The sequence below is a fragment of the Seonamhaeicola marinus genome, assembly GCF_008085455.1.
In genome coordinates, this window is record NZ_VSDQ01000729.1 from 390,916 (window position 1) to 412,229 (window position 21,314).

Consider the following 21,314-nt stretch of genomic DNA (forward strand, 5'->3'; position numbering starts at 1 on the left):
ATAACTAACAATTAAAACATTTTATGATGAAAAAATTACTTAGACAAATCAGTACTGGGGCTTTGGTTTTAGCCGTCTCCTATTCATTTGGACAAATTAATGTGGCCTTTGATAATACGCCGACTACGATTAACGATGACGGTACATTAGACAATCCAATTATTATCACATTAAGCAATATACCTAACGGCACTTACAATGTTGGAACAGCCACCGGAGTAACAATTAACTCTAGAGTTTATGATGCCGGAACTACAATTAGTGGTGGTGGTCATGTAGCAAGTTATTCTGCTGCGACTGATTTTAATTTAGATGAAACAGATCCTGATATTGATACAGCAACACTTAAAACAGTAACTACCCTTAACACTCCTAGTTCTGGTTTTTTTACTAGAGTTTATACCATTAAAAAGTATCCTGCCTTAACAGGTTCAATAACTAGTGCCGATATAGGAATTAGGTTTGTTGGAGCTACAGGAGCAGGCTTAACATTTGTACAAACAAAAGAAACAGGAGGGAATGCCAACAATGCAACATTTAGACTTAATACAAATTTATCTGTGCAGAGCTTAAGTGCAAGAGATTTCAATATTTCTAAAAGCATTTATCCTAACCCAGTTATCTCTGAATTAACCATTAGTAAGGACATTAAATCTAGAACATATAAAGTAACCAATCTTCTAGGAAACGTTGTAAAGGAAGTTGCAGCAAACGGACGCCTAAACGTTTCTGAATTATCTAGCGGTATCTATGTTTTAGTTACCGATGCTGGTGTTGCTAAATTTGTAAAGAAATAAAGTGGATAGGCTAACTCAAATTTAAAATTTGGTAACAAAAAACCCTTTTCAATTAAATTGAAAAGGGTTTTTTCTAATATTATTATAAACCTAAATCTTAAGCCTCAAATGGAACTATAGATACATAAGATTTATTGTCTTTCTTTTTTGTGAACTTTACAATACCATCTACTTTGGCATGTAATGTATGATCTTTAGAAGAGTATACATTTTCACCTGGGTGATGCGTATTACCTCTTTGTCTTACGATAATATTACCTGCAATTGCAGCTTGACCACCAAAAATCTTTACACCTAAGCGTTTCGATTCTGATTCTCTACCGTTTTTCGAACTTCCGACTCCTTTTTTATGTGCCATTTTATTTCGATTTTATTTTTAACAATAAGAACTAAAGCTTAAGCTTTACCTCCATCTAATTCGTCTTGCCATTTTTTAAGTTCATCCCACTTACCTTCAGCAGCTAATTTAGCTTGAGCTGGCCAAGTGTCTGTAACATGATTACCTCTTACATTAGCAATTACTTCAGAAATTTTCTCTGGAGTAGCAGCAGCTAAATCTGCAAATGTTGCAATTCCAGCTTCTACTAATGTAGATGCAATTTTAGGACCAATACCTTCAATCTTCTTTAAATCATCTGCTTTACCAGTAGCTTTTGCTTTTTTAGGAGCTGCAGCTGGTTTAGCCTCTGCTTTAGGAGCTTCTTTCTTTGCAGCAGCTTTAGCTGGTGCAGCTTTCTTAGCTCCAGAAGCTGCAATACTTTCTATTACAATTTCTGTTAAAGCTTGACGATGACCATTCTTTACACGGTATCCTTTACGTCTTTTCTTTTTAAATACTATTACTTTATCACCTTTTAAGTGCTTAACGACTTTAGCTCCAACTTGAGCTCCGTCTATAGCCGGGGCGCCTACAGTTACTTTGTCTCCATCTGCAACAAGAAGAACGTTATCGAAAGCTACTTTCTTTCCTTCTTCTGTTTGTAAACGGTTAACAAAAACTTTTTGGTCTTTTTCAACTTTAAATTGATGCCCTGCTATCTCTACAATTGCGTACATAGCGTAACGTTTTTATTAATTATTTCTATTAAACATAGCTTTTGAGTCCTCAAAAGCGGATGCAAATATACTGCTAATTAATTAAACTACAAACGTTTTAGCGATTTTGAAGAATATTTCTGCTATTCTTAAATAACTGCATAACAGCTAGTGTTGCCACAACAGTGGTAGCCAACCCCATAACGGCTACGATAAAGGTTACCATACCAATATCTACAACAAACTCTCTACTAAAACCACCAAGTAATTCTGCTAAAAAACCCGGACTAATTTCTGTGGAATAAAACAGGAAAAAGGTTGTAAAGAAAAAGGTAGCTACAAAACCCGTTACTATTCCAGTTTTAAAGCCCTCTCCATAAGAGAAATCATTTGAATACTGAAGTTTGCTTAACCTTACGGCTTCATAAACACCAAAAGCTGTAATTACAGCATTAAAAAAACTAAAAGCAGGATTTATATGTTTATTGAACATGGATAGAATCAAAAAATATGCTATTAATACAGCACTTGTAACGAGGCCAAACCTAACTGGAAGTGATATTTTTTTCATCTTATTTAAATTTTGGTTGTACTTAAATTTCGTGAAAAAAATTGACTTTTAATAATTTAGCCCCTATTATTTAAAGTTTTAGTTACCTTTTCTATGTGCCAAATACACGCCAACTAAAATTATAATTGTTGAAACGCCTTGTAATAAACTAAACTTTTCGCCATCCAAAACACCCCAAAAAACAGCAACTATTGGCATTAAATAGGTTACAGAAGATGCAAAAACAGGTGAAGACGCCTGAACTAGCTTATTAAAAAGAACTTTTGCTATTGCCGTACCAAATAAAGCTAATAACAACATATAAAATAATGCTGGCTTTAGTGCTTCACTTGTTAAGACTTCGGTTTTAAAAAAACCTGTAGAAATGAGTACTATAATAGCAGGCCCAATAATTGCCAAAAAGTTACCCACCGTTATGGTTAGCGCATGCATATTCTGTAAATAACGCTTTAGAAGATTAATGTTAATGGCGTACATTAGGGTAGCTAAAATCACAAAGGCTGCGTAAAGGTAATTTTGATTTGGATTTATTGTGGCGCCATTCATTATAAGCATTATGGTTCCGATTAATCCAATAAACACTCCTAAAACCTGCCTTTTGGTAGACTTAATTTTAAATACCGCAAAACCAAGGATAATAGTGTTTAGAGGTACCAACGAATTTAAAATTGACGCAATAGAACTGTCTATCTCAGTTTCTGCATAAGCAAAAAGAAAGGCTGGAAAAAACGTGCCAGTTAGTCCAGTTAAAATAACCCATTTCCACTCTACAATTTTAATTGTTTTTATCTTATTAAAACCGATAACAAAGAGAAATATTCCGGTAAAAATAATCCTAACAGCACCTAATTGCATTGGTGTTAAACCAATTAATCCCTTTTTAATGAGAATAAATGAGCTACCCCAAATTAATGAAAGGACGACTAAGTATAGCCATTTGATACTATTACTCATACCTAAAAATTGAAATGCAAAATTGCAACTTTTAATATTATAAAACGTTATTTATTTACTAATTTTGCAGGAATAGATATCAATCTGTAATTAATAGAATTTTTAATATTCAATAACTTTATATCATAATGAACATTTTAAAGAACTTTTTGGTTGTTGCTGTAGTTGTATTAGCAACTGTTAGCTGTAAAAACGAAACAAAACCAGAAGTAAAAACAATTGAGGTGGCTTCTGAAGCCTCAAAAACATTAGACCCTAATGCTACTTATGCAAAAGCTGAGTTTACCATAGATGGTATGACTTGCGAAATTGGATGTGCTAAAACTATAGAAAAGAAAATTGCTAAAATGGAAGGCGTTAAATCTGCTAAAGTAGATTTTGAAAACAAATTAGCAATGGTAGAATATAATGACGCAAAAGTTACTCCAACATCTTTAGAAAACACAGTTACAAATGTTGCCGATATTTATAAAGTGAGTAACATGAAAACTGTTGAGGCTTTTTCTTCAGAGAAAAAATGCGCATCAGATTGCGAAAAGAATTGCGCTAACAAAACAGATGCTGAAAAGAAAGCTTGTGCAGAAAAATGCAAGAAAGAGTGTTCTATGAAAAAAGCTTAGAACTTCTCCTTTAAATACAATGATTTATTAAAAGCTTCTCCTTTTTGGTGAAGCTTTTTTTATTTCCATCTTAGGGTTTCCATTAAATGCATAATATCTTTTTGCAAATAATTCGCAGCTGGAAATACAGAGTCATAATTAGGCTTAGCATAAAAATAAAGTGAACCTGTTAAAAAATGGTTTACACTATCAGTAACGTAGAACTGCACAGGTGAAGCTACATTTCCTTTTACCTCAGACAAAGCTCCATAAACCTTTCGTTCATCATTTAAATAAGACGTAACAGGAATTTCATCTGCTTTCTTTGTATGCTCTAATGTAAATTTTTGGGCATCTCTTAAAAAGGCGTTAAGATTGGTTTTATTTTCACCAATTGCCTTGTAAGTCAAAAATATAGTTCCCTTTAGTTTTTCATATTCAATATTTACCCCATAGCTCTCTGTTGTTGCCGGTATTTGTTTTGCCGATAGTTTATTTGCCACCAAATTAGTCTCAAAACTAAATGGTAAATCTACATTTGCCTGAACATAGTTAGCCCTTGGGTAATCCAATCTTAAAAAAGCTTTAGGTTTGGGCTTATAATCTTCATTACAAGACAAAATCACTAATGGGAGTATTAAAATTAAATATCTATTCATTTAATTAATAGTAAATTTTACAAGTTTTATCCGTTTTCTATCAAGAGCTTCAATTGTAAAAACGTAGTTTTCAAAATTTATTTTGCTATTCAGTTTCGGAAAACTGCCTGATATTTCTAAGACAAAGCCTGCAATGGTTTCGGCTTCACCTTTATTTTCCTCAAAAATAGAATCATCCTCTAGTTTTATGATTCTATAAATATCTTTTAACGCGGTCTTTCCCTCAAACACGTAATTATGCTCATCTAGTTTAGAGTATTGTAAATCCTCATCATCAAATTCATCACTAATATCTCCTACAATTTCTTCGATAATATCTTCTAAAGAAATTAAACCAGAAGTACCGCCATACTCATCTACTACCACAGCCAAATGCACCTTTTTTTCCTGAAATTCTGCCATTAAATCATCTAGCTTCTTGTTTTCTGGAACAAAAAATGGTTCTTTAATTAGTTTTACCCAATTAAACTGCTTTTTGTTAATATGGGGCAACAAGTCTTTAACATATAGCACCCCTTTTATTTGGTCTATATTATCTTCATAAACAGGAATTCTGGAATATCCCTTTTCTATAATTTCTGGCATTATTTCAGCATACTTTTGCTCTATATTTAAAGCAAAAATATCTATGCGTGGCCTCATAACTTGTTTTGTATCTGTATTACCAAAAGATACTATTCCTTGTAAAATCTTATGTTCCTCTTTGGTTGTATCCTCTTCGCTTGTAAGCTCTAACGCTTGTGATAACTGGTCTACACTTAAATTAGACTTACGCCTACCTAACTTATTATGAATTGCCAAAGTTACACTTTGCATTGGCAAACTTATAGGTGAAAATATAACATCTAATACCTTAAGAGGAAATGCCATAAAAGAAGCAAACTTTATATTATTTCTACTGGCATATATTTTAGGTAATATTTCTCCAAAAAGTAAGATGAGAAAAGTAATTACAATGACTTCTAAAATAAATTTCACAGTAGCATCTTCTATACTGCCAAACATAAAATCACCTAAATAAGCAAATAAAATAACTGTGGCTATATTTATAAAGTTGTTAGCAACAAGTATAGTTGCCAGTAACTTTTTTGGGCGCTCTAATAATTTTGCAACAACCTGCATTCGTCTAGACTTTTCCTCTAAACCCTCTTCAATATCTGTTTTAGCAAGCGAAAAAAAAGCAACTTCGGCACCAGAAATAAGTGCAGAACAAATTAAAAGTAGAAACAATAATACAAAACCAGAGATTATAGAAAAATCTACTGCAATTACTAAACCTATTAAACTCGCGGGATCAGGATCCAAATGTTATAATTTTAGTTAAACTTTAGCGTGGTTATTAAAATGGAAGATCATCGTTGTCTTCGTTTACCGCACTAGTATTAGAAGTTTGCGGCTGACTTGCTGATGGCATTTGTTGTGCCACAGAATTTGCCGCGTTATTTTCACTTTCCTTTTTGGTTGTTAAAAACGTAAAGTCAGTACATTGTATTTCGGTACTGTAACGCTCATTACCTTTATCATCTTGCCATTTGCGCGTTTTAAGGCGTCCTTCAATATACACCTTATCGCCTTTGCTTAAATACTTTTCGCAAATCTCTGCTCCTTTATTTCTAACAACTATATTATGCCATTCTGTATTAGAAATACGCTCATTTGTTTGCTTATTGGTATACGTTTCATTTGTAGCTAAAGGAAATCTACCTACACAACCTCCACCTTCAAAATAATGCATTTTAACCTCATCTCCTAAATGCCCAATTAGCATCACTTTATTTAATGTTCCCGACATAATTTATTTAATTAGTTTACAAAGCTACTTATTAATTGCAACTCATTTTTAAAATTAATAAAAAAATAGCATTTGCATACCTTATTTAAATCTAAAGGTATCTATAAAATTACCTATTAGAATAGGAACAGGATAATTCTTAATATTATTTACAGGAATACTTTTGGTTTTTATCTCATCTATATTAAGTATCCAGAATTTTGTATACAAATGTTGATGAGAAAGTTTATGAATGATACTCTTTTCATTATACAAGGATAACCGATACCTGGATTCGTTTAGCAGTTCATTGTCTTTAATTTTAGCACGAAACTCCTCAATATCCATTTCAGATTCAGTTTCTATTAAAGGAAACTGATAAAGGTTTTGCCAAATACCCTTCCCTTCCCTTTGTTCTAAAACTGTATTAAAGTCTTCTGAAAGCAAGACTAGAAAATTGAAATACCGCTTTTTCACCTTTAGCTTTTTTAACTTCACGGGTAATTCTGTAATCCTATGTTCAGAAAATGCAATACAAGAATCATTGAAAGGGCATATATTACAATCTGGGTTTTTAGGCTTACATTGTATTGCACCAAACTCCATAATGGCCTGATTGTGCTCTCCTGGCATTTCTTTATCTATAAGCTCCTGAGCTAATGCTTTAAACTCTTTAATCCCTTTTGTTGAATTAATTGGTGTATCAATTCCAAAATAGCGCGATAATACCCTGTACACATTACCATCAACAACAGCTGCAGGTTCATTAAAGCATATAGAAGCAATAGCACTTGCCGTATAATCTCCAACACCTTTTAATTTAAGAAGCCCTTTATAAGTGTTAGGAAACTCGGCGTTGAGTTCATTTACAATATATTTTGCTGTCCCATGTAAATTTCTAGCTCTAGAATAGTAACCCAACCCTTGCCATAACTTAAGTACTTTTTCTTCATCGGCTTCGGCTAGATGATGAACAGACGGAAATTCATCTAAAAAACTATAATAATATGGTAACCCTTGCTTAACCTGAGTTTGTTGTAAAATGATTTCTGACAACCATATCGTATAAGGGTCTATTGTTTGCCTCCAAGGAAGCTCTCTCTTATTAACTGAATACCAATTAGTTAAAGTTTTACTGAAACGCATTGCAACTTTTTGTAGAAAGCGCTAAAATAAACGTTTATAATATTAAATTTTAATGAATTAGGTTTGAAATATTGAATATTAAATCCCTATATTTGCACTCCTTAAAAAAATTATATAGTAATCTAAAAATAAAATAATTAAAATGACGAAGGCTGATTTAGTAGCAAAAATCTCTGAAAAATTAGGAATTGAAAAAGGAGATGTACAAGCAACTGTAGAATCTTTTATGGAAGAAGTAAAAACTTCATTAGAAAGTGGCGACAATGTTTACTTAAGAGGTTTTGGAAGCTTTATTATCAAAACAAGAGCTGAAAAAACTGGTAGAAATATCTCAAAAAATACTACTATTAAAATTCCTGCTCACAACATTCCTGCTTTTAAACCTGCAAAAGTTTTTGTTGAAGGAGTTAAAACTAACGTAGAAGTTAAGTAATAAACGTATTAGAAAATAAATTATTAATTTAAAAAACACTATTTATGCCAAGTGGTAAAAAACGTAAAAGACATAAGGTAGCGACGCACAAGCGTAAAAAACGTAGACGCGCTAATCGTCACAAAAAGAAAAAATAAATCAAAAAAGTAGTTAGATTAACTACTTTTTTGGTTAAAAAACGTTCTTTGAAATGAGTTCTTTTACATAAGAACTCCGCGGGTGAAAATCCTGTGATTCCAGATTAACATATTTCGAATTGTTTTATGCTTAATCTAAAATATTGTTTAATCCATCTGTCACGTTTTAATGTGATGGAAAAAAATTAACTTAATGGATAAAGAATTGATTATTCGTTCTAGTTCAGAAACTGTTGATTTTGCCTTATTAAAAGATGGAAAACTAATTGAATTACAAAAAGATGAAGATGATAACAATTTTTCGGTTGGTGATGTGTTTATAGCCAAAATAAGAAAAACTGTTCCAGGTCTAAATGCTGCATTTGTTAATGTAGGATATGACAAAGATGCATTTTTGCATTATCATGATTTAGGCCCTAAACTTCTTTCACTTTTAAAATTCACAAAACGTGTAAGCACAGGTAAACTAAGAGATTTTTCTTTAAAAAATTTCCCATTTGAAAAAGATATTGAGAAAGACGGCAAGATTGTCGACGTCTTAAAATCTAATCAATCGTTATTGGTACAAATTGTTAAGGAACCAATATCTACTAAAGGACCACGTATTAGTTCAGAGCTTTCAATAGCTGGTAGATATATTGTTTTAGTTCCTTTTTCTAGTAGAATTTCTATTTCTCAAAAAATAGAAGATAGAGCTGAAAAAGATAGACTAAAACGTTTGGTTAAAAGTATAACCCCACAAGGATTTGGCGTTATAGTACGTACCGTAGCACAAGGCAAAAAAGTAGCCGAACTAGATAAAGATTTGCAAAATTTGCTAAGTCGTTGGACTGCAATGAGCAAAAAGTTACATAAAGCCCATCATCCAAGTAAAGTATTAGGAGAAATGAACAAAGCCTCGTCTATATTACGAGACATTTTTAATGACACCTTTACTGCTATTCATGTTGATGACGAGGAGCTTTATTATCAAGTAAAAGATTATCTGCAAGAAATTGCACCAAAGAAAGAATCAATAGTTAAGATGTATCAGTCTTCAAAAGTTCCAATTTTCGAGAAATTTGGAATTGAAAGACAAATAAAAACGTCTTTTGGAAGAACTGTTTCTATGGCCAAGGGTGCCTATTTAGTAATAGAGCATACTGAGGCTTTACATGTTATTGATGTAAACAGTGGAAACAGATCTAACAAAGCAAGTAACCAAGAAGAAACAGCACTTGAAGTTAATTTAATTGCCGCTACAGAAATTGCTCGTCAATTACGCTTGCGCGATATGGGCGGTATTATTGTTGTTGACTTTATAGATTTAACAAATGCTGAAAACAGGCAAAAATTGTTCAATCATTTTAGAGAAGAAATGAAAGATGATAGAGCAAAACACAAAATACTGCCTCCAAGTAAATTTGGATTGATACAAATAACAAGACAACGTGTACGACCAGAAATGAAAATTAAGACCAGAGAGGAAAATCCTAATGGTGTTAATGGTGCCGAAGTAGAAGCACCAATTGGAATTGTACAGAAAATAGAACAAGATCTTGAACTATTGTTACGCAAAGACTATAAAAAGTTGACTTTAAACACACATCCTTTTATAGCAGCCTTTTTAACTAAAGGTTTTCCATCTATACGTTCAAAATGGTTTTTTGAACATAAAAAATGGGTAAAAGTTTTACCAAGAGATGCTTACACATATTTAGAATATCATTTTTATGACAAAGATGGTAATCAGATTAAATAACCAAAAAGCCTTAATACTAAAGTGTTAAGGCTTTTTTATTTTCTGGCTTAATATTTAACATAGCCATAACCATACAAAATTATATAATAAATAACTTCGTTAGTTAAATTACCCTAATCCCTAATGAAGTTCAGTTTTTATAACTCCTATAGATTCAGGATTGCTCTATCTTTCCTTTTTATAATTGCTCCAACAGTATTAATGTTTGTTGGCTATAACTATTTCAAATCAAAGAGCAGAGATCTGCAAAACATAACCACCAAAATATATAATTTAGAATCTAGCTTTTCCAACAATGAAAGAAACCTTCAGTCGTTCTTGCTTTACGGTTATAAATCGAGTGCATTCTATGGAACTAAAAAGGAACAAAACATTGATGCATTTATAAACAACTCTTCTAAATTAAAATCTGAATTTCAAAATATTTTAAATAACCTAGAAAATAATGGTATTACTACCGACAGCGTATTTAATAGTTCCGTATTTAAAGGGTTCCAAAATCTAGATTCTTTATCCAGACTTCTTAAAACTGAGCGCTATCAATTAGGATTTAAAGATTATGGCAGTATTGGAAAAATGCGAAGTATAGCCCATAAAATAGAAAATGAAAATAAACTTAAAAATGAGTTTATACTTCAATTAAGACGGCACGAAAAAGACTTTCTATTACGTTCGGATAGCAGTTATATACTAAAATTCAATACGTTATCCGATCATTTAATTTCCAAAGAAGCCAATAAGCAAACTATAGCTGCTTTAAATGATTATAAGGATGCATTTAACGATATGGCTAACCTACATTTACATATTGGTAATAGCACCAATGATGGATTATATGGCCAAATTTTCCTATTAAATAAAGACATTAAAGACAATATAAATGTATTAGAAACACTTGCACTAAATGGCATTTTTAGGAAGAATACGGATATAGACCAATATGTGAAGGTGTCTTTTACCTTAATTGTTTTCTTTATTATTTGCGTTATATTTTATCTTTCAAGACTTCTTACCAAAGACATTCAGAAACTGCAAAGATCTATGCATGAGTTTATCCAATCCGGTTTTAAGACTCAAGACGATACTAAGGAAGAAAAGTCTAAAATACTAGAAATTAACTTCCTATATAAGGCGTATGACTTACTTAAGAAAAACCTTTTAAAAAATATAGATGGCTTAAAAATGACCATTGATGAGCTTGAACGTACTACAGTTTATAAATCTAGCTTCTTAGCAAATATGAGTCACGAAATTAGAACGCCATTAAATGGTATAATAGGCGTTTTAAACTTAATTGACCAATCTAACCTTGACAAACAACAAATCAAACTTTTAGAAATAGCCAATTACTCTTCTAGCCACTTATTAGGCTTAATCAATTTAATTTTGGATTACTCCAAAATAACTGCTGGCAAAATGGAGCTTGAAATTAGACCTGTGAATCTTAAAACTGACTTGAATAAGTTAATTAAGATATTTCAATTTCAAGCCAATGAAAAAGGTATAGATTTATTGTACACCTATAACAAGTCCTCGCATGCATCAAATATGGTTATGGGAGACTCCATAAGAGTAAACCAAATTATTATTAACCTATTGAACAATGCTATTAAATTCACCAATTCCGGATGGGTTAAACTTAGTATTGAACAGAAAAAATTAAATGATGAATACGATGAATTATCTATATCTGTTGAAGACACAGGAGTTGGTATTGCAAAAGAAAAAATTGATAAAATATTTTTGGCCTTTGAACAAGAGGATATATCAACCACTAGAAAATTTGGAGGTACAGGTTTAGGTTTAACGATATCTAATGATCTTGCCAAACTAATGGGATCTGAATTACAGTATAAACCTTCAGAAACTGATGGATCGTGTTTTTATTTCGTACTTCACTTGAAAAGGACTATGGAAGAAGCAGACATAAGCATTAATCCTGATTTTACCAGAAATCTATCTGAACTTGGAAGATCTATAACAGTTTTAGTAGTTGACGATAACATTATGAACCAAAAAGTTTTAGGTTTAATGCTTAAAAAATTCAATTTAAAAATTGATTATGCAAACAATGGACTTGAAGCTTTAGAACTTACTAATTCAAAAGACTATGACATTGTATTCATGGACATACAAATGCCCATAATGGATGGATTAGAAGCTACAAAAAAAATAAAAGCTTCTAAACATTTTATATCCAACCCTTACCCGATAATTGCAGTATCTGCCAGCGCATATACTGATGATAGAAAGAAAGCCACTGAGCATGGTATTGATGACTTCATATCAAAACCCATAGAAATTAAAAAACTTCACAACCTTTTAATAAAGTATTCTTTAAACCCTACTAGCTCTAATATTACCAATTCTATTAAATAACAATTCGTTTAGTGTTTTAAATCCAAACACACACATCTAACACTTCATTAAGCTTAATTTCAGCACGTTTTCTAATTTCGGCTTTAATTGGAAGCACATAGATATCTAGTTTTGAATCAAACCAAATAGAGGTTTTCCATTCCAAATCTTTAATTTTTGCAACCACTTTCATTCTTCCCCAACCTTCTTCCTGCCATTGAAAATTTGCTCTTATCTCCTTTGAAATTTCCGAAGGTAAAGACATAAAATACCAACTTCCCGCAGTTTCTCCTGTCCACATTTTCGATTTAAAATCGAACTTTACTTTTCCTTCCATTCTTAAACTAAGGCGCAGGGTTAGGCATTACATTATGAACAGCGTCTATAGCTTCTAACACCTCTTCATTTAAATCTAAATTAATACTTGCTATGTTCTCTTTTAGCTGCTCCAAACTCGTTGCCCCAATAATGTTGCTGGTTACAAATGGTTGCTGATTTACAAAGGCCAAACTCATCTGAGCCAATGTTATTCCATTGTCTTCGGCTATTTTTAAATATTGCTTAGTAGCTTCTGTAGATTGCTCACTACTATACCTAGCAAATCTTGGATGCAATTTTAAACGGGCATTGTCCTTTGCTATACCTTTAATGTATTTACCAGATAATACTCCAAAGCCCATTGGAGAGTAAGCCAATAAACCTATATCTTCTCTCATTGATACTTCAACCAAATCATATTCAAACAAACGATTTAATAGAGAATATGCATTTTGAATAGTTACTGGTCTTTGTAAATTCTTATCTTTTGCTTCTTGTAAATACCGCATGGTACCCCATGAGTTTTCATTAGATATACCAAATTGCCTTATTTTACCTGCTTTAACCTGATTGTTTAACTCTTCAATAACCTCGGCAAAGTTCTCCTCCCATTGTTGTGCTGATTTATAAGGAAAATTTCTAATTCCAAATTTATTGGTATCACGTTCTGGCCAATGCAGTTGATATAAATCTATATAATCGGTTTGTAATCTTTTAAGCTCCGAATTTAAAGCTTCTTTAATAGAATTAGGACTAAAACCTGTAGTTCTAATATGTGCTGTATAATCACCAGGACCAGCAATCTTGGATGCAATTACAACCTCATTTCGCTTTCCAGTTTTCTTTAGCCAAGAACCAATAATTTCACTTGTACGTCCGCTAGTTTCGGCAGTAGCGGGGACAGGATACAATTCTGCCGTATCAATAAAATTAACACCTTGTTCTAAGGCATAGTCTATTTGAGAATGCCCCTCCTCTTCTGTATTTTGGTTACCCCAAGTCATAGAACCAAGGCATATTTTACTAACTTTTATATCGGTATTTGGTAGCGTTGTGTATTTCATGTATTACGTTTTTGTCATCCCCGTAAAGACGGGAATCTCTATTTTAAACTGGTTTGTTTTATTGTGGGTTCCTATTCTATTGAAACAAGTTCCATATATAGCTCAGGAATGACTGCTCATTAGTGGCTATAAATATAAAAACCTTTCAGGCTTTCGAAGTTCCTAAAAGGCTTTTATTAATAAGTTATAAAACTGTTTAAATATTAATTATCATTTAAAAGTCTTGAAAGCTCATCTAACTTAGGCGTTAAAATAACTTCAATACGTCTATTTTTAGCTTTCCCTTCTGCAGAATCATTAGTAGCAACTGGTGCAAATTCTCCACGACCAGCGGCCGTTAAATTTTCTGGATGAATATTATTGTTTTCTCTAAGAATATTAACAATAGCAGTAGCACGTTTGGTTGATAAATCCCAGTTTCCACTTAATTGTCCGCTACCCTTGTAAGGCACGTTATCTGTATGTCCTTCTATTAAAACAGCAATATCAGGGTTATCACCAAGTACAGTTCCTAATTGTTCCACTGCTCTTCTACCCTCGGTTCCTACTGCCCAACTACCAGAACTGAATAACAACTTATTTTCCATAGAAACATAAACCTTACCGTCTCTTTGCTCTACTGTTAAGCCTTTCCCTTCAAAATCGGTTAATGCTCTAGAAATAGCATCTTTTAAAGCACTCATTGCAGCGTCCTTATCGGCTATAACTTTTTCTAGTTCGGCAACTCTATTAGAACGTTTTTCTAACTCTTTTTTAAGTTGCGCTAGTCTTGCATTTTCAGCTGCTAAGGCTTGTTCTTTAGCTTCTAATTCAGCCAACAACTCTCTGTTTTTTTGAGAATTCTTTGCAATTGCAGCAGAACTATTCTTTTCTAAGGCATCATACGAGTTCTTTAATGCATCGTAATTAGCCTTCATTGCGTTATAATCTGCTTGTAACTTATCTCTTTCTGTAGCAGCTTCATCGTATGCTGCTTGAATTTGTTTAAGCTCATTTTTTGCAGCGTTTTTTGCATCTAAAAGCGCTTCATTTTCGTCTGAAAGTTTTCTGTTTTCATTTTTTAAATTATTGTATTTAGCCTCCAATTCTTTATAAACTTTTGGCGAAACGCAAGATGCAAAAACAGAAATTGTTAGTACTATTAATAAGATTTTTTTACTCATTAGGTTAGGTTTTGATTTGAATGTATTATGTTAATTGTCTATCTCTACTAAAATTGGGCAATGATCACTATGTACTGCCTCAGTGAGTATAACGGCTCTTTTAATATTTTCTTGTAGTGGTTTTGCTACCATGGCATAATCTAATCGCCAACCTTTATTGTTAGCTCTAGCATTAGCCCTGTAACTCCACCAGCTAAACTCTTGTTTTTCAGGATTTATATAGCGATAAGAATCTATGAAGCCACTATCAATAAACTTACCAAGCCACTCGCGCTCTTCAGGCAAAAATCCTGAAACGCCTTTCATTTTAGGATTATGAATATCTATTTCTTCATGACAGATATTATAATCGCCGCAAATAATAAGGTTAGGCACATCTTTCTTAAGCTTGTTTATATAGTCTTGAAACATATCCATATAATCTAACTTATGCTGCAAACGCGCATCATTTGTTCCAGAAGGCAGATATAGACTCATTATAGAAATACCATCATAATCTACACGAAGATTTCTCCCCTCAAAATCCATAGACTCTATTCCGGTTCCGTATTCAACATGATTGGGTTCTGTTTTACACAAAACGGCTACACCACTGTATCCCTTTTTCTGTGCACTAAACCAATAATGATACGTATAACCTGCATCTTCAAAAACCGCTAAATCTAATTGTTCCTTAAGCGCTTTTATTTCCTGTATACAAATAACATCCGGGTCTGCGGCCGTTAACCAGTCTATAAAACCTTTGTTTAAGGCTGCTCTAATGCCATTTACGTTGTATGATATAATTTTCATTTCTTTAGTTTGTGATTCTGAATTAACTTCAGTGTTTCAGAATATCATCAAGTTATTCATTAATTTTTAAGAGAAACTGAAACAAGTTCAGCTTGACTTCAACTATTTTCATAAATAGTTTCGTCATTTCAGCTAAAATAAATAATACATTACTTTTACACTACCAAATTAAGCGACAATTAACTATTTCTAAAAATATTTTAAGCTTATTGTAGTTTAAATATAGAATGAAGCAACTTTTACCCATACTTTTCTTATGTCTTAGTTTTTTTGGATTCTCGCAAGACCAAAACTCTAATTATAAATCGGTAAAAGTTGCGCTAAGGGATTCTATTAGAGTAGATAGTGTAAGCATAAATTCTAGTTCATTTTCCGTTACCACAAAAAAAGGTATTACAATTGATAGCTCTTTTTACACTATTGATTTCCCAAAAGCACTTTTAACTTTTAAAAAACCTGTAGATACGGATTCTATAATAATTAACTATTTGAAGTTTCCGGAATTCTTAACTAGAACCTATAAACAATTAGATGAATCAATTATTGTTTCTAATAATGCTAATACCAAAGCACTGTATAAACTTTCTCAACCTAATACTAACAATACCTTTACTCCTTTTGATGGGTTAACAACTTCGGGGAGCATCTCAAGGGGTGTTACTATTGGAAATAATCAAAACTCGGTTTTAAATAGTGAGTTAGATTTACAGATAACTGGAAAACTAAATGATAAAGTTTCTTTACGAGCCTCTATACAAGATGCAAATATTCCATTACAAGAAAGTGGTTATAGCCAAAGGTTAGATGAGTTTGATCAAGTATTTATTGAGTTATTTAGCGATAAATGGCGTGTTAGAGCTGGAGATATAGATCTACAGAATAACAATTCCTATTTTGCTAAATTCTCTAAACGGGTTCAAGGATTATCGGTTAATGCTAATTTGGGTAATGGAGACACTAAAATCAACCTATTTGCGGCTGGCGCCATAGTACGTGGACAATTTACAAGAAGTCAATTTATTGCCCAAGAAGGAAACCAAGGGCCTTATAAATTACAAGGACAAAACGGAGAATTATTTGTTCTCATTGTTTCGGGTAGTGAAACGGTATATGTTAATGGCGTTGCCGTAGAACGCGGCGAAGACCAAGACTATATTATTGATTACAATGCTGGCGAAATCATTTTTAACTCTACCTTTCCTATTACCTCAGAAATGCGCATTACAGTAGATTATCAGTTTAGCGATAGAAATTATTCAAGATTCGTAGCCTATGGAGGAAGCAATATCGATTCTAAAAAACTTAAAATTGGTGTTTCTGTGTATTCCGAAAGTGATGCTAAAAATCAACCTTTACAACAAAACTTATCCGAAGAACAAGTTCAAATTTTAGCCGATGCAGGTGATGATCAAACCCAAATGATAGCGCCATCTGAAGTTCAAGAATCCCTAAACGAAAATAGGATTCTGTACAAAAAGGAACTTATTGGTGGTGTTGAAGCCTTTGTATTTTCTAACAATCCTGATGACGAATTATACCGGGTTACCTTTACCCAAGTAGGAGCTAACCAAGGTGATTATATTTTAAGTAATGTAAATACTATTAATAACATTTATGAATATGTAGGTGTAAATCAAGGTAATTATGCGCCAATAATTCAACTTGTTGCTCCAACACAGTTACAAATTGCAGTAATTAATGGTCGTTACACACCAAATGAAAAAACAGATGTTTCTTTTGAACTTGCTGGAAGTAAAAACGATTTGAATTTATTTTCTAACTTGAATGATGATGATAATGATGGTTTTGCCGCCAAACTTAACCTCCATCAAGACATCATTAAAACTGATAGCCTTTGGAGCCTAAACTTTTTTGTTAAAGGAGATTATATTCAAAACGAATTTAAGACCATTGAACGTTTGTATAATGCTGAATTTGCCAGAGATTGGAATCTTCTCTCTTCAACTGGCACGGTAGCAAACGTAAACATTGGAGATCAGGTATTAACGAATTCGGGATTAAGATTACATCATCCTAAAAAAGGCTTTATAAATTATCAGTTTGAACATTTAGATTATTCCGGTGGTTTTAATGGAAATAGACATATGGCCAATGCTAATCTATTACTTGGCAGGTTTAGAATAGCTTCAAATTCCAGCTTTTTAAAAGCGACATCAGCCAGTAATGAATCATCTTTTCTAAGATCTTACAATACTATAACCTACGGTGGCAAAAAAAACTGGGTTGGAACAAAGTTGTCTATTGAAGACAACGAACAAAGGGACATTGTAACGGGCACTTTAACCCCTTTAAGCCAAAGATTTAAATCTTATGAAGTTTTTACGGGTATTGGAGATAGCACCAAGGTTTTTGTTGAAATAGGTTATAAAAATAGGGTAAATGACAGTATAAGAAACAATGAATTACAAAAAGTAAATACCTCTAATACCTTCTATTTAGATTCTAAACTTATTCAGAATAAGAACACCAATTTATCTATTTATGCTAACTATAGAACGCTTAAAAGTGAAGAGGATAATATTAAGGATGAACAATCCATAAACTCGCGTATACAATTTAACCAAAAACTTTTTAAACGCATTGTGTTTTGGAACACCATATTTGAGACTAATTCGGGAACCTTACCCCAACAAGATTTTACTTATGTTGAAGTTGAACCTGGACAGGGCACTTATACTTGGATTGATTATAACAATAATGGTATTCAGGAATTAGAAGAGTTTGAAATAGCTCAATTCCAAGATCAAGGCACCTACATAAGAGTACTTCTACCCAATAGAGTTTATATTAAAACGCATCAAAATAGGTTAAGCCAAACATTAACCATAAATCCAGCGCAGTGGTCTGTTAGCAAAAAGAAATCTGAAAAATTTTGGTCTCACTTTTATAATCAGACCAGTTATTTAATTGATAGAAAGGTTAAGCGAGAAGGAAATAACTTTGACCTGAATCCTTTTAAAAGTGATGACGATAACCAGTTAGGGCTTCAATTAAACTTAAGAAATGTGTTGTTCTTTAATAGAGGAAAACAAAAGTATACCACATCTTACACTTACCTCAGTAACAAAACAAGAAATACCCTTTCGGTAGGTTTTGTGGAAAATAGTTTAAAAAGCCATCAATTAAACTTCAATCATAAACTATCGGATAATTGGCTGGTAACATTACTTTCTGCTATTGAGGATAATGAAAGTATAAGTGAAAATTTTGCAAGCAAGAATTACAATTTCGAAGAAACACGTTTTAACCCAAAATTATCTTACCTGTTCAATGATAATTCTAGTTTTGATGTATTTTACCAATTCGCCCAAAAAGACAACACAGTTGGTGCATTTGAGTCTTTAAAGCAACAAAAATACGGTGTATCTTTTATGTTCTCTAAAAATGCTAAAAGTGCTATTAACGGGGAATTCAATTACTTTTCTAATACATTTAATGGCAACGCAAACACGCCTGTTTCCTATCAAATGTTAGAAGGGTTACAACCCGGAAAGAATTTTACTTGGACTTTATTCGCGCAAAGGAAAATCACTAAATACTTAGATCTTAACCTAAGTTACTTTGGCAGAAAAACCGAAAGTAGTAGAACCATACACAGTGGTTCGATTCAGTTGAAAGCTTATTTTTAAAATTGTGAATCAATTTTATTAAAAACAGAAATAATTGTACTTACTGAAGCTATATAGAAGTCTTGATTAATTTTTTCAAAAACATCTGTTGGCTCATGATAATCGTCGTGATCTTCTACTCCGAAATATAAAAATGGAATGCCTTTTTTATGAAATGGTGTATGATCTGATGCATAAACCCAACTATCTTTATTATCATATCCATCATGCCCAGATATCAACTTAATTTCCTTTGAATTTACACAGCAAACCGCTTCCTTCAAAAATGTATTAATATTAGCCCCAACAACATAAAGTTCCTTTTTATCACTGCGGCTAATCATATCCATATTTATGTTTAACAGTATTCTGTCTTCAGAAAAAGGTAAGTTATTCATGAAATAAGAAGACCCCTTGGTTCCAAGTTCTTCACCATCAAAAGCAGCCAGAACCACAGTATGTTTGGGCGGGTGTGTTTTAAAATATTCTGCAAAAGCAAATAAAGCCCCTAGGCCAGACGCATTATCATCTGCCCCATTAAATATTTTACCTTTTCTAACACCCAAATGATCGTAGTGCGCACAAATAACAATTATTTTCTTTGGTTCGCATGTTCCTTTAACATACCCTAAGACATTGGTAGCTTTATATTCCTTTTTGCCTTTGTAAAAAATGAAAGGTTGCTCAAAGGTCTTTTTTATAGGTTTTACGCCTAAAGAATGAAACTGATTAATGATATACTTTTTAGCACGAATAGCACCAATAGTACCTGTATGTCTGCCTTCGAATTGATCTGATGAAAGTGCCTTTACATGTCTTAGTATAGTCTCTTTTTCGAAGTATTGCTTTTTACATTCTTGAGAATACCCAACAGATAAATAAAAAATAGAAATTAGTATTAGGCCTAATAGATTGGGTATTCTCAAAAATTGTATCATTTATTAACAGATTGGAATTGGGACTCTAAAGGTACACCATAAATTGATTCTAATTCTTTTACACTCTTTTTATAAAATGCTGTCTCTGGTGGAATACTAAAATTGTTCCAAAAGTTAGGATTATACTTTATTTCTATATCACCCATATCCTTTTTATAACCTTCGTAATTTCCAATTTTTATCTTCTTTTTATTTGTTTCTACACCTAAAACAAACGCTTCATGCCTATAAGATACAGGCACTTTATCTGAAGATGTATTTAAAAGCCTTTGTTGCATTTTATTTATGGGTTTATCTTTTGCCCAAACCCTATTATGATAACTTAATATGAGTTTACCGTTAGGGCCTTTTTTATAAATCCACACCGAATTTAAATTAGAAGATTCAATTTTATAAATACCTTTAGTATCTACACCTATATACAATTTTATCCATCTCCATTTGTTCTTTTTTCCTTTACCTTCTATAATAACAATGTCTTCTCCATCATAAGATGAATCTCCAATTTTCTTCCAATTGTAGCTCTTTTGATTTATACCTTTTCTAAAAGGATTTGTATTGGCCACATTTAATACTTGATGACCAGGATACTTGTCTTTTATAAACCTGTAATCTGCGGACTTTCTTCCTTCGGCAACTTCGACCCTAGCATACTGTGGAGATGTTAATCCGCGATCTAAAACTTTTATGTAATGCTCCACTAAAAAACGAGATTTTCCGGCCTCGGTAGAAAATCTTCTGTACAACATATTTAATTGATGAGAGGTTCCTAGAGATGTATTTTTAGCACCTTTAATAGCATTTTTCACATAATCTCCAGGAGCAAGAATATTTACCTCATCTAGAGATACAATATCCTCTTTTAGTATTAACACTTTCTCCTCTAATTTAAGAAAGTCTTCTACTTTAATCTTATACGTTACATATCCTATACTTGAAACTTCAAGAATATCAGAAAGATTGCTTTCTGAAAGCTGTAAATAGAAACTTCCATCTTCTGTTGTTGCTGTACCTAAATATTTCGAAGGAATTCCAATGGCTGCATAGGGCACTTCATAACCATTCTCATCTTTTACGACCCCTTCTAGCTCAATTTTTTGTTGAGCGAAGACGATTGAATTAAACGCAAATAAAAAGGCTAAAACCAGTTTAACCTTAGGTTGTAAATTAGTTCTTAATAACATTTCCATCATTCTTTTAATTAGAGGT

The 21,314-nt window shown here is 32.5% G+C and carries 20 protein-coding genes; 6 read left to right on the forward strand and 14 right to left on the reverse strand.

The features are described from left to right. The first annotated feature begins 26 nt into the window (after positions 1-26). A complete protein-coding gene (locus tag FUA24_RS22765; protein ID WP_187388368.1) occupies positions 27-797 on the forward strand; it encodes a T9SS type A sorting domain-containing protein in 771 nt (256 codons plus the stop codon). A gap of 97 nt (positions 798-894) precedes the next feature. Here the strand turns inward: FUA24_RS22765 and rpmA are convergent, their stop codons facing one another. From rpmA to FUA24_RS22785, 4 genes are all read right to left on the reverse strand, one after another. After that, positions 895-1,155, reverse strand: a complete 261-nt coding sequence (rpmA, locus tag FUA24_RS22770; protein ID WP_148545509.1) for a 50S ribosomal protein L27 — start codon at positions 1,153-1,155, stop codon at positions 895-897. A gap of 38 nt (positions 1,156-1,193) precedes the next feature. After that, on the reverse strand, positions 1,194-1,853 hold the full coding sequence (gene rplU, locus FUA24_RS22775) for a 50S ribosomal protein L21 (protein WP_148545511.1): 660 nt from the start codon (positions 1,851-1,853) through the stop codon (positions 1,194-1,196). A gap of 97 nt (positions 1,854-1,950) precedes the next feature. Continuing rightward, a complete protein-coding gene (locus tag FUA24_RS22780) occupies positions 1,951-2,403 on the reverse strand; it encodes a DUF4199 family protein (protein WP_148545513.1) in 453 nt (150 codons plus the stop codon). 78 nt (positions 2,404-2,481) lie between these two features. After that, entirely contained in the window at positions 2,482-3,357 is an 876-nt protein-coding gene (locus FUA24_RS22785; protein WP_148545516.1) for a DMT family transporter, read from the reverse strand. Positions 3,358-3,485: 128 nt separating this feature from the next. Here FUA24_RS22785 and FUA24_RS22790 point away from each other — a divergent pair, with 128 nt between their 5' ends. After that, on the forward strand, positions 3,486-3,977 hold the full coding sequence (locus tag FUA24_RS22790) for a heavy-metal-associated domain-containing protein (protein WP_148545518.1): 492 nt from the start codon (positions 3,486-3,488) through the stop codon (positions 3,975-3,977). A 59-nt stretch (positions 3,978-4,036) separates the two neighbouring features. On the opposite strand, the gene gldD is transcribed toward FUA24_RS22790, so the two are convergent. From gldD to mutY, 4 genes are all read right to left on the reverse strand, one after another. After that, a complete protein-coding gene (gene gldD, locus FUA24_RS22795; RefSeq protein ID WP_148545520.1) occupies positions 4,037-4,615 on the reverse strand; it encodes a gliding motility lipoprotein GldD in 579 nt (192 codons plus the stop codon). Beyond that, positions 4,616-5,920 carry a gliding motility-associated protein GldE gene (locus FUA24_RS22800; protein ID WP_148545522.1) on the reverse strand — a complete coding sequence of 435 codons (1,305 nt, stop codon included), beginning with the start codon at positions 5,918-5,920 and terminating at the stop codon, positions 4,616-4,618. Positions 5,921-5,954: 34 nt separating this feature from the next. Continuing rightward, positions 5,955-6,407 carry a single-stranded DNA-binding protein gene (locus FUA24_RS22805; protein ID WP_148545524.1) on the reverse strand — a complete coding sequence of 151 codons (453 nt, stop codon included), beginning with the start codon at positions 6,405-6,407 and terminating at the stop codon, positions 5,955-5,957. An 81-nt stretch (positions 6,408-6,488) separates the two neighbouring features. Further along, the gene (gene mutY / locus FUA24_RS22810; RefSeq protein WP_148545526.1) at positions 6,489-7,532 is read right to left on the reverse strand and encodes an A/G-specific adenine glycosylase; all 1,044 of its coding nucleotides are present in this window, start codon (positions 7,530-7,532) and stop codon (positions 6,489-6,491) included. A 142-nt stretch (positions 7,533-7,674) separates the two neighbouring features. Between mutY and FUA24_RS22815 the strand changes: the two genes are divergently transcribed. The 3 genes from FUA24_RS22815 (at position 7,675) to FUA24_RS22825 (ending at position 12,222) form a co-directional block, all read left to right on the forward strand. Next, a complete protein-coding gene (locus FUA24_RS22815) occupies positions 7,675-7,965 on the forward strand; it encodes an HU family DNA-binding protein (protein WP_116039361.1) in 291 nt (96 codons plus the stop codon). A gap of 330 nt (positions 7,966-8,295) precedes the next feature. Then, complete coding sequence (locus FUA24_RS22820) at positions 8,296-9,843, forward strand: Rne/Rng family ribonuclease (protein WP_148545528.1); 1,548 nt, start codon at positions 8,296-8,298, stop codon at positions 9,841-9,843. A 123-nt stretch (positions 9,844-9,966) separates the two neighbouring features. Next, a complete protein-coding gene (locus FUA24_RS22825; RefSeq protein WP_148545530.1) occupies positions 9,967-12,222 on the forward strand; it encodes a response regulator in 2,256 nt (751 codons plus the stop codon). A gap of 16 nt (positions 12,223-12,238) precedes the next feature. Here FUA24_RS22825 and FUA24_RS22830 read toward each other — a convergent pair whose 3' ends face one another. The 4 genes from FUA24_RS22830 to FUA24_RS22845 all read right to left on the reverse strand — a co-directional run bounded on the left by FUA24_RS22830 (position 12,239) and on the right by FUA24_RS22845 (position 15,538). Continuing rightward, entirely contained in the window at positions 12,239-12,538 is a 300-nt protein-coding gene (locus tag FUA24_RS22830) for a DUF1905 domain-containing protein (protein ID WP_148545532.1), read from the reverse strand. Between the two features lie 7 nt (positions 12,539-12,545). Beyond that, positions 12,546-13,583, reverse strand: a complete 1,038-nt coding sequence (locus FUA24_RS22835) for an aldo/keto reductase (protein WP_148545534.1) — start codon at positions 13,581-13,583, stop codon at positions 12,546-12,548. Positions 13,584-13,786: 203 nt separating this feature from the next. Continuing rightward, positions 13,787-14,746, reverse strand: coding sequence for an OmpA family protein (locus FUA24_RS22840; protein ID WP_148545536.1), 960 nt, complete (start codon positions 14,744-14,746; stop codon positions 13,787-13,789). A gap of 30 nt (positions 14,747-14,776) precedes the next feature. Continuing rightward, positions 14,777-15,538, reverse strand: a complete 762-nt coding sequence (locus tag FUA24_RS22845; protein ID WP_148545538.1) for an exodeoxyribonuclease III — start codon at positions 15,536-15,538, stop codon at positions 14,777-14,779. A 227-nt stretch (positions 15,539-15,765) separates the two neighbouring features. Here FUA24_RS22845 and FUA24_RS22850 point away from each other — a divergent pair, with 227 nt between their 5' ends. Continuing rightward, positions 15,766-19,188 (forward strand): hypothetical protein, encoded by a 3,423-nt coding sequence (locus FUA24_RS22850; RefSeq protein ID WP_148545540.1) that lies wholly within the window; start codon positions 15,766-15,768, stop codon positions 19,186-19,188. On the opposite strand, the gene FUA24_RS22855 is transcribed toward FUA24_RS22850, so the two are convergent. Continuing rightward, positions 19,185-20,105 (reverse strand): M28 family peptidase, encoded by a 921-nt coding sequence (locus tag FUA24_RS22855; RefSeq protein ID WP_148545542.1) that lies wholly within the window; start codon positions 20,103-20,105, stop codon positions 19,185-19,187. The genes FUA24_RS22850 and FUA24_RS22855 overlap by 4 nt on opposite strands. Next, a complete protein-coding gene (locus FUA24_RS22860) occupies positions 20,102-21,289 on the reverse strand; it encodes a carboxypeptidase-like regulatory domain-containing protein (RefSeq protein WP_187388369.1) in 1,188 nt (395 codons plus the stop codon). The genes FUA24_RS22855 and FUA24_RS22860 overlap by 4 nt, the downstream gene beginning before the upstream one ends. Positions 21,290-21,314: the final 25 nt, after the last annotated feature.

Coding starts and splice junctions, on each gene's coding strand:
- FUA24_RS22765 (WP_187388368.1), top strand. CDS start 27: ATGAAAAAATTACTTAGACAAATCAGTACTGGGGCTTTGGTTTTAGCC.
- rpmA (WP_148545509.1), bottom strand. CDS start 1,155: ATGGCACATAAAAAAGGAGTCGGAAGTTCGAAAAACGGTAGAGAATCA.
- rplU (WP_148545511.1), bottom strand. CDS start 1,853: ATGTACGCAATTGTAGAGATAGCAGGGCATCAATTTAAAGTTGAAAAA.
- FUA24_RS22780 (WP_148545513.1), bottom strand. CDS start 2,403: ATGAAAAAAATATCACTTCCAGTTAGGTTTGGCCTCGTTACAAGTGCT.
- FUA24_RS22785 (WP_148545516.1), bottom strand. CDS start 3,357: ATGAGTAATAGTATCAAATGGCTATACTTAGTCGTCCTTTCATTAATT.
- FUA24_RS22790 (WP_148545518.1), top strand. CDS start 3,486: ATGAACATTTTAAAGAACTTTTTGGTTGTTGCTGTAGTTGTATTAGCA.
- gldD (WP_148545520.1), bottom strand. CDS start 4,615: ATGAATAGATATTTAATTTTAATACTCCCATTAGTGATTTTGTCTTGT.
- FUA24_RS22805 (WP_148545524.1), bottom strand. CDS start 6,407: ATGTCGGGAACATTAAATAAAGTGATGCTAATTGGGCATTTAGGAGAT.
- mutY (WP_148545526.1), bottom strand. CDS start 7,532: ATGCGTTTCAGTAAAACTTTAACTAATTGGTATTCAGTTAATAAGAGA.
- FUA24_RS22815 (WP_116039361.1), top strand. CDS start 7,675: ATGACGAAGGCTGATTTAGTAGCAAAAATCTCTGAAAAATTAGGAATT.
- FUA24_RS22820 (WP_148545528.1), top strand. CDS start 8,296: ATGGATAAAGAATTGATTATTCGTTCTAGTTCAGAAACTGTTGATTTT.
- FUA24_RS22825 (WP_148545530.1), top strand. CDS start 9,967: ATGAAGTTCAGTTTTTATAACTCCTATAGATTCAGGATTGCTCTATCT.
- FUA24_RS22830 (WP_148545532.1), bottom strand. CDS start 12,538: ATGGAAGGAAAAGTAAAGTTCGATTTTAAATCGAAAATGTGGACAGGA.
- FUA24_RS22835 (WP_148545534.1), bottom strand. CDS start 13,583: ATGAAATACACAACGCTACCAAATACCGATATAAAAGTTAGTAAAATA.
- FUA24_RS22840 (WP_148545536.1), bottom strand. CDS start 14,746: ATGAGTAAAAAAATCTTATTAATAGTACTAACAATTTCTGTTTTTGCA.
- FUA24_RS22845 (WP_148545538.1), bottom strand. CDS start 15,538: ATGAAAATTATATCATACAACGTAAATGGCATTAGAGCAGCCTTAAAC.
- FUA24_RS22850 (WP_148545540.1), top strand. CDS start 15,766: ATGAAGCAACTTTTACCCATACTTTTCTTATGTCTTAGTTTTTTTGGA.
- FUA24_RS22855 (WP_148545542.1), bottom strand. CDS start 20,105: ATGATACAATTTTTGAGAATACCCAATCTATTAGGCCTAATACTAATT.
- FUA24_RS22860 (WP_187388369.1), bottom strand. CDS start 21,289: ATGTTATTAAGAACTAATTTACAACCTAAGGTTAAACTGGTTTTAGCC.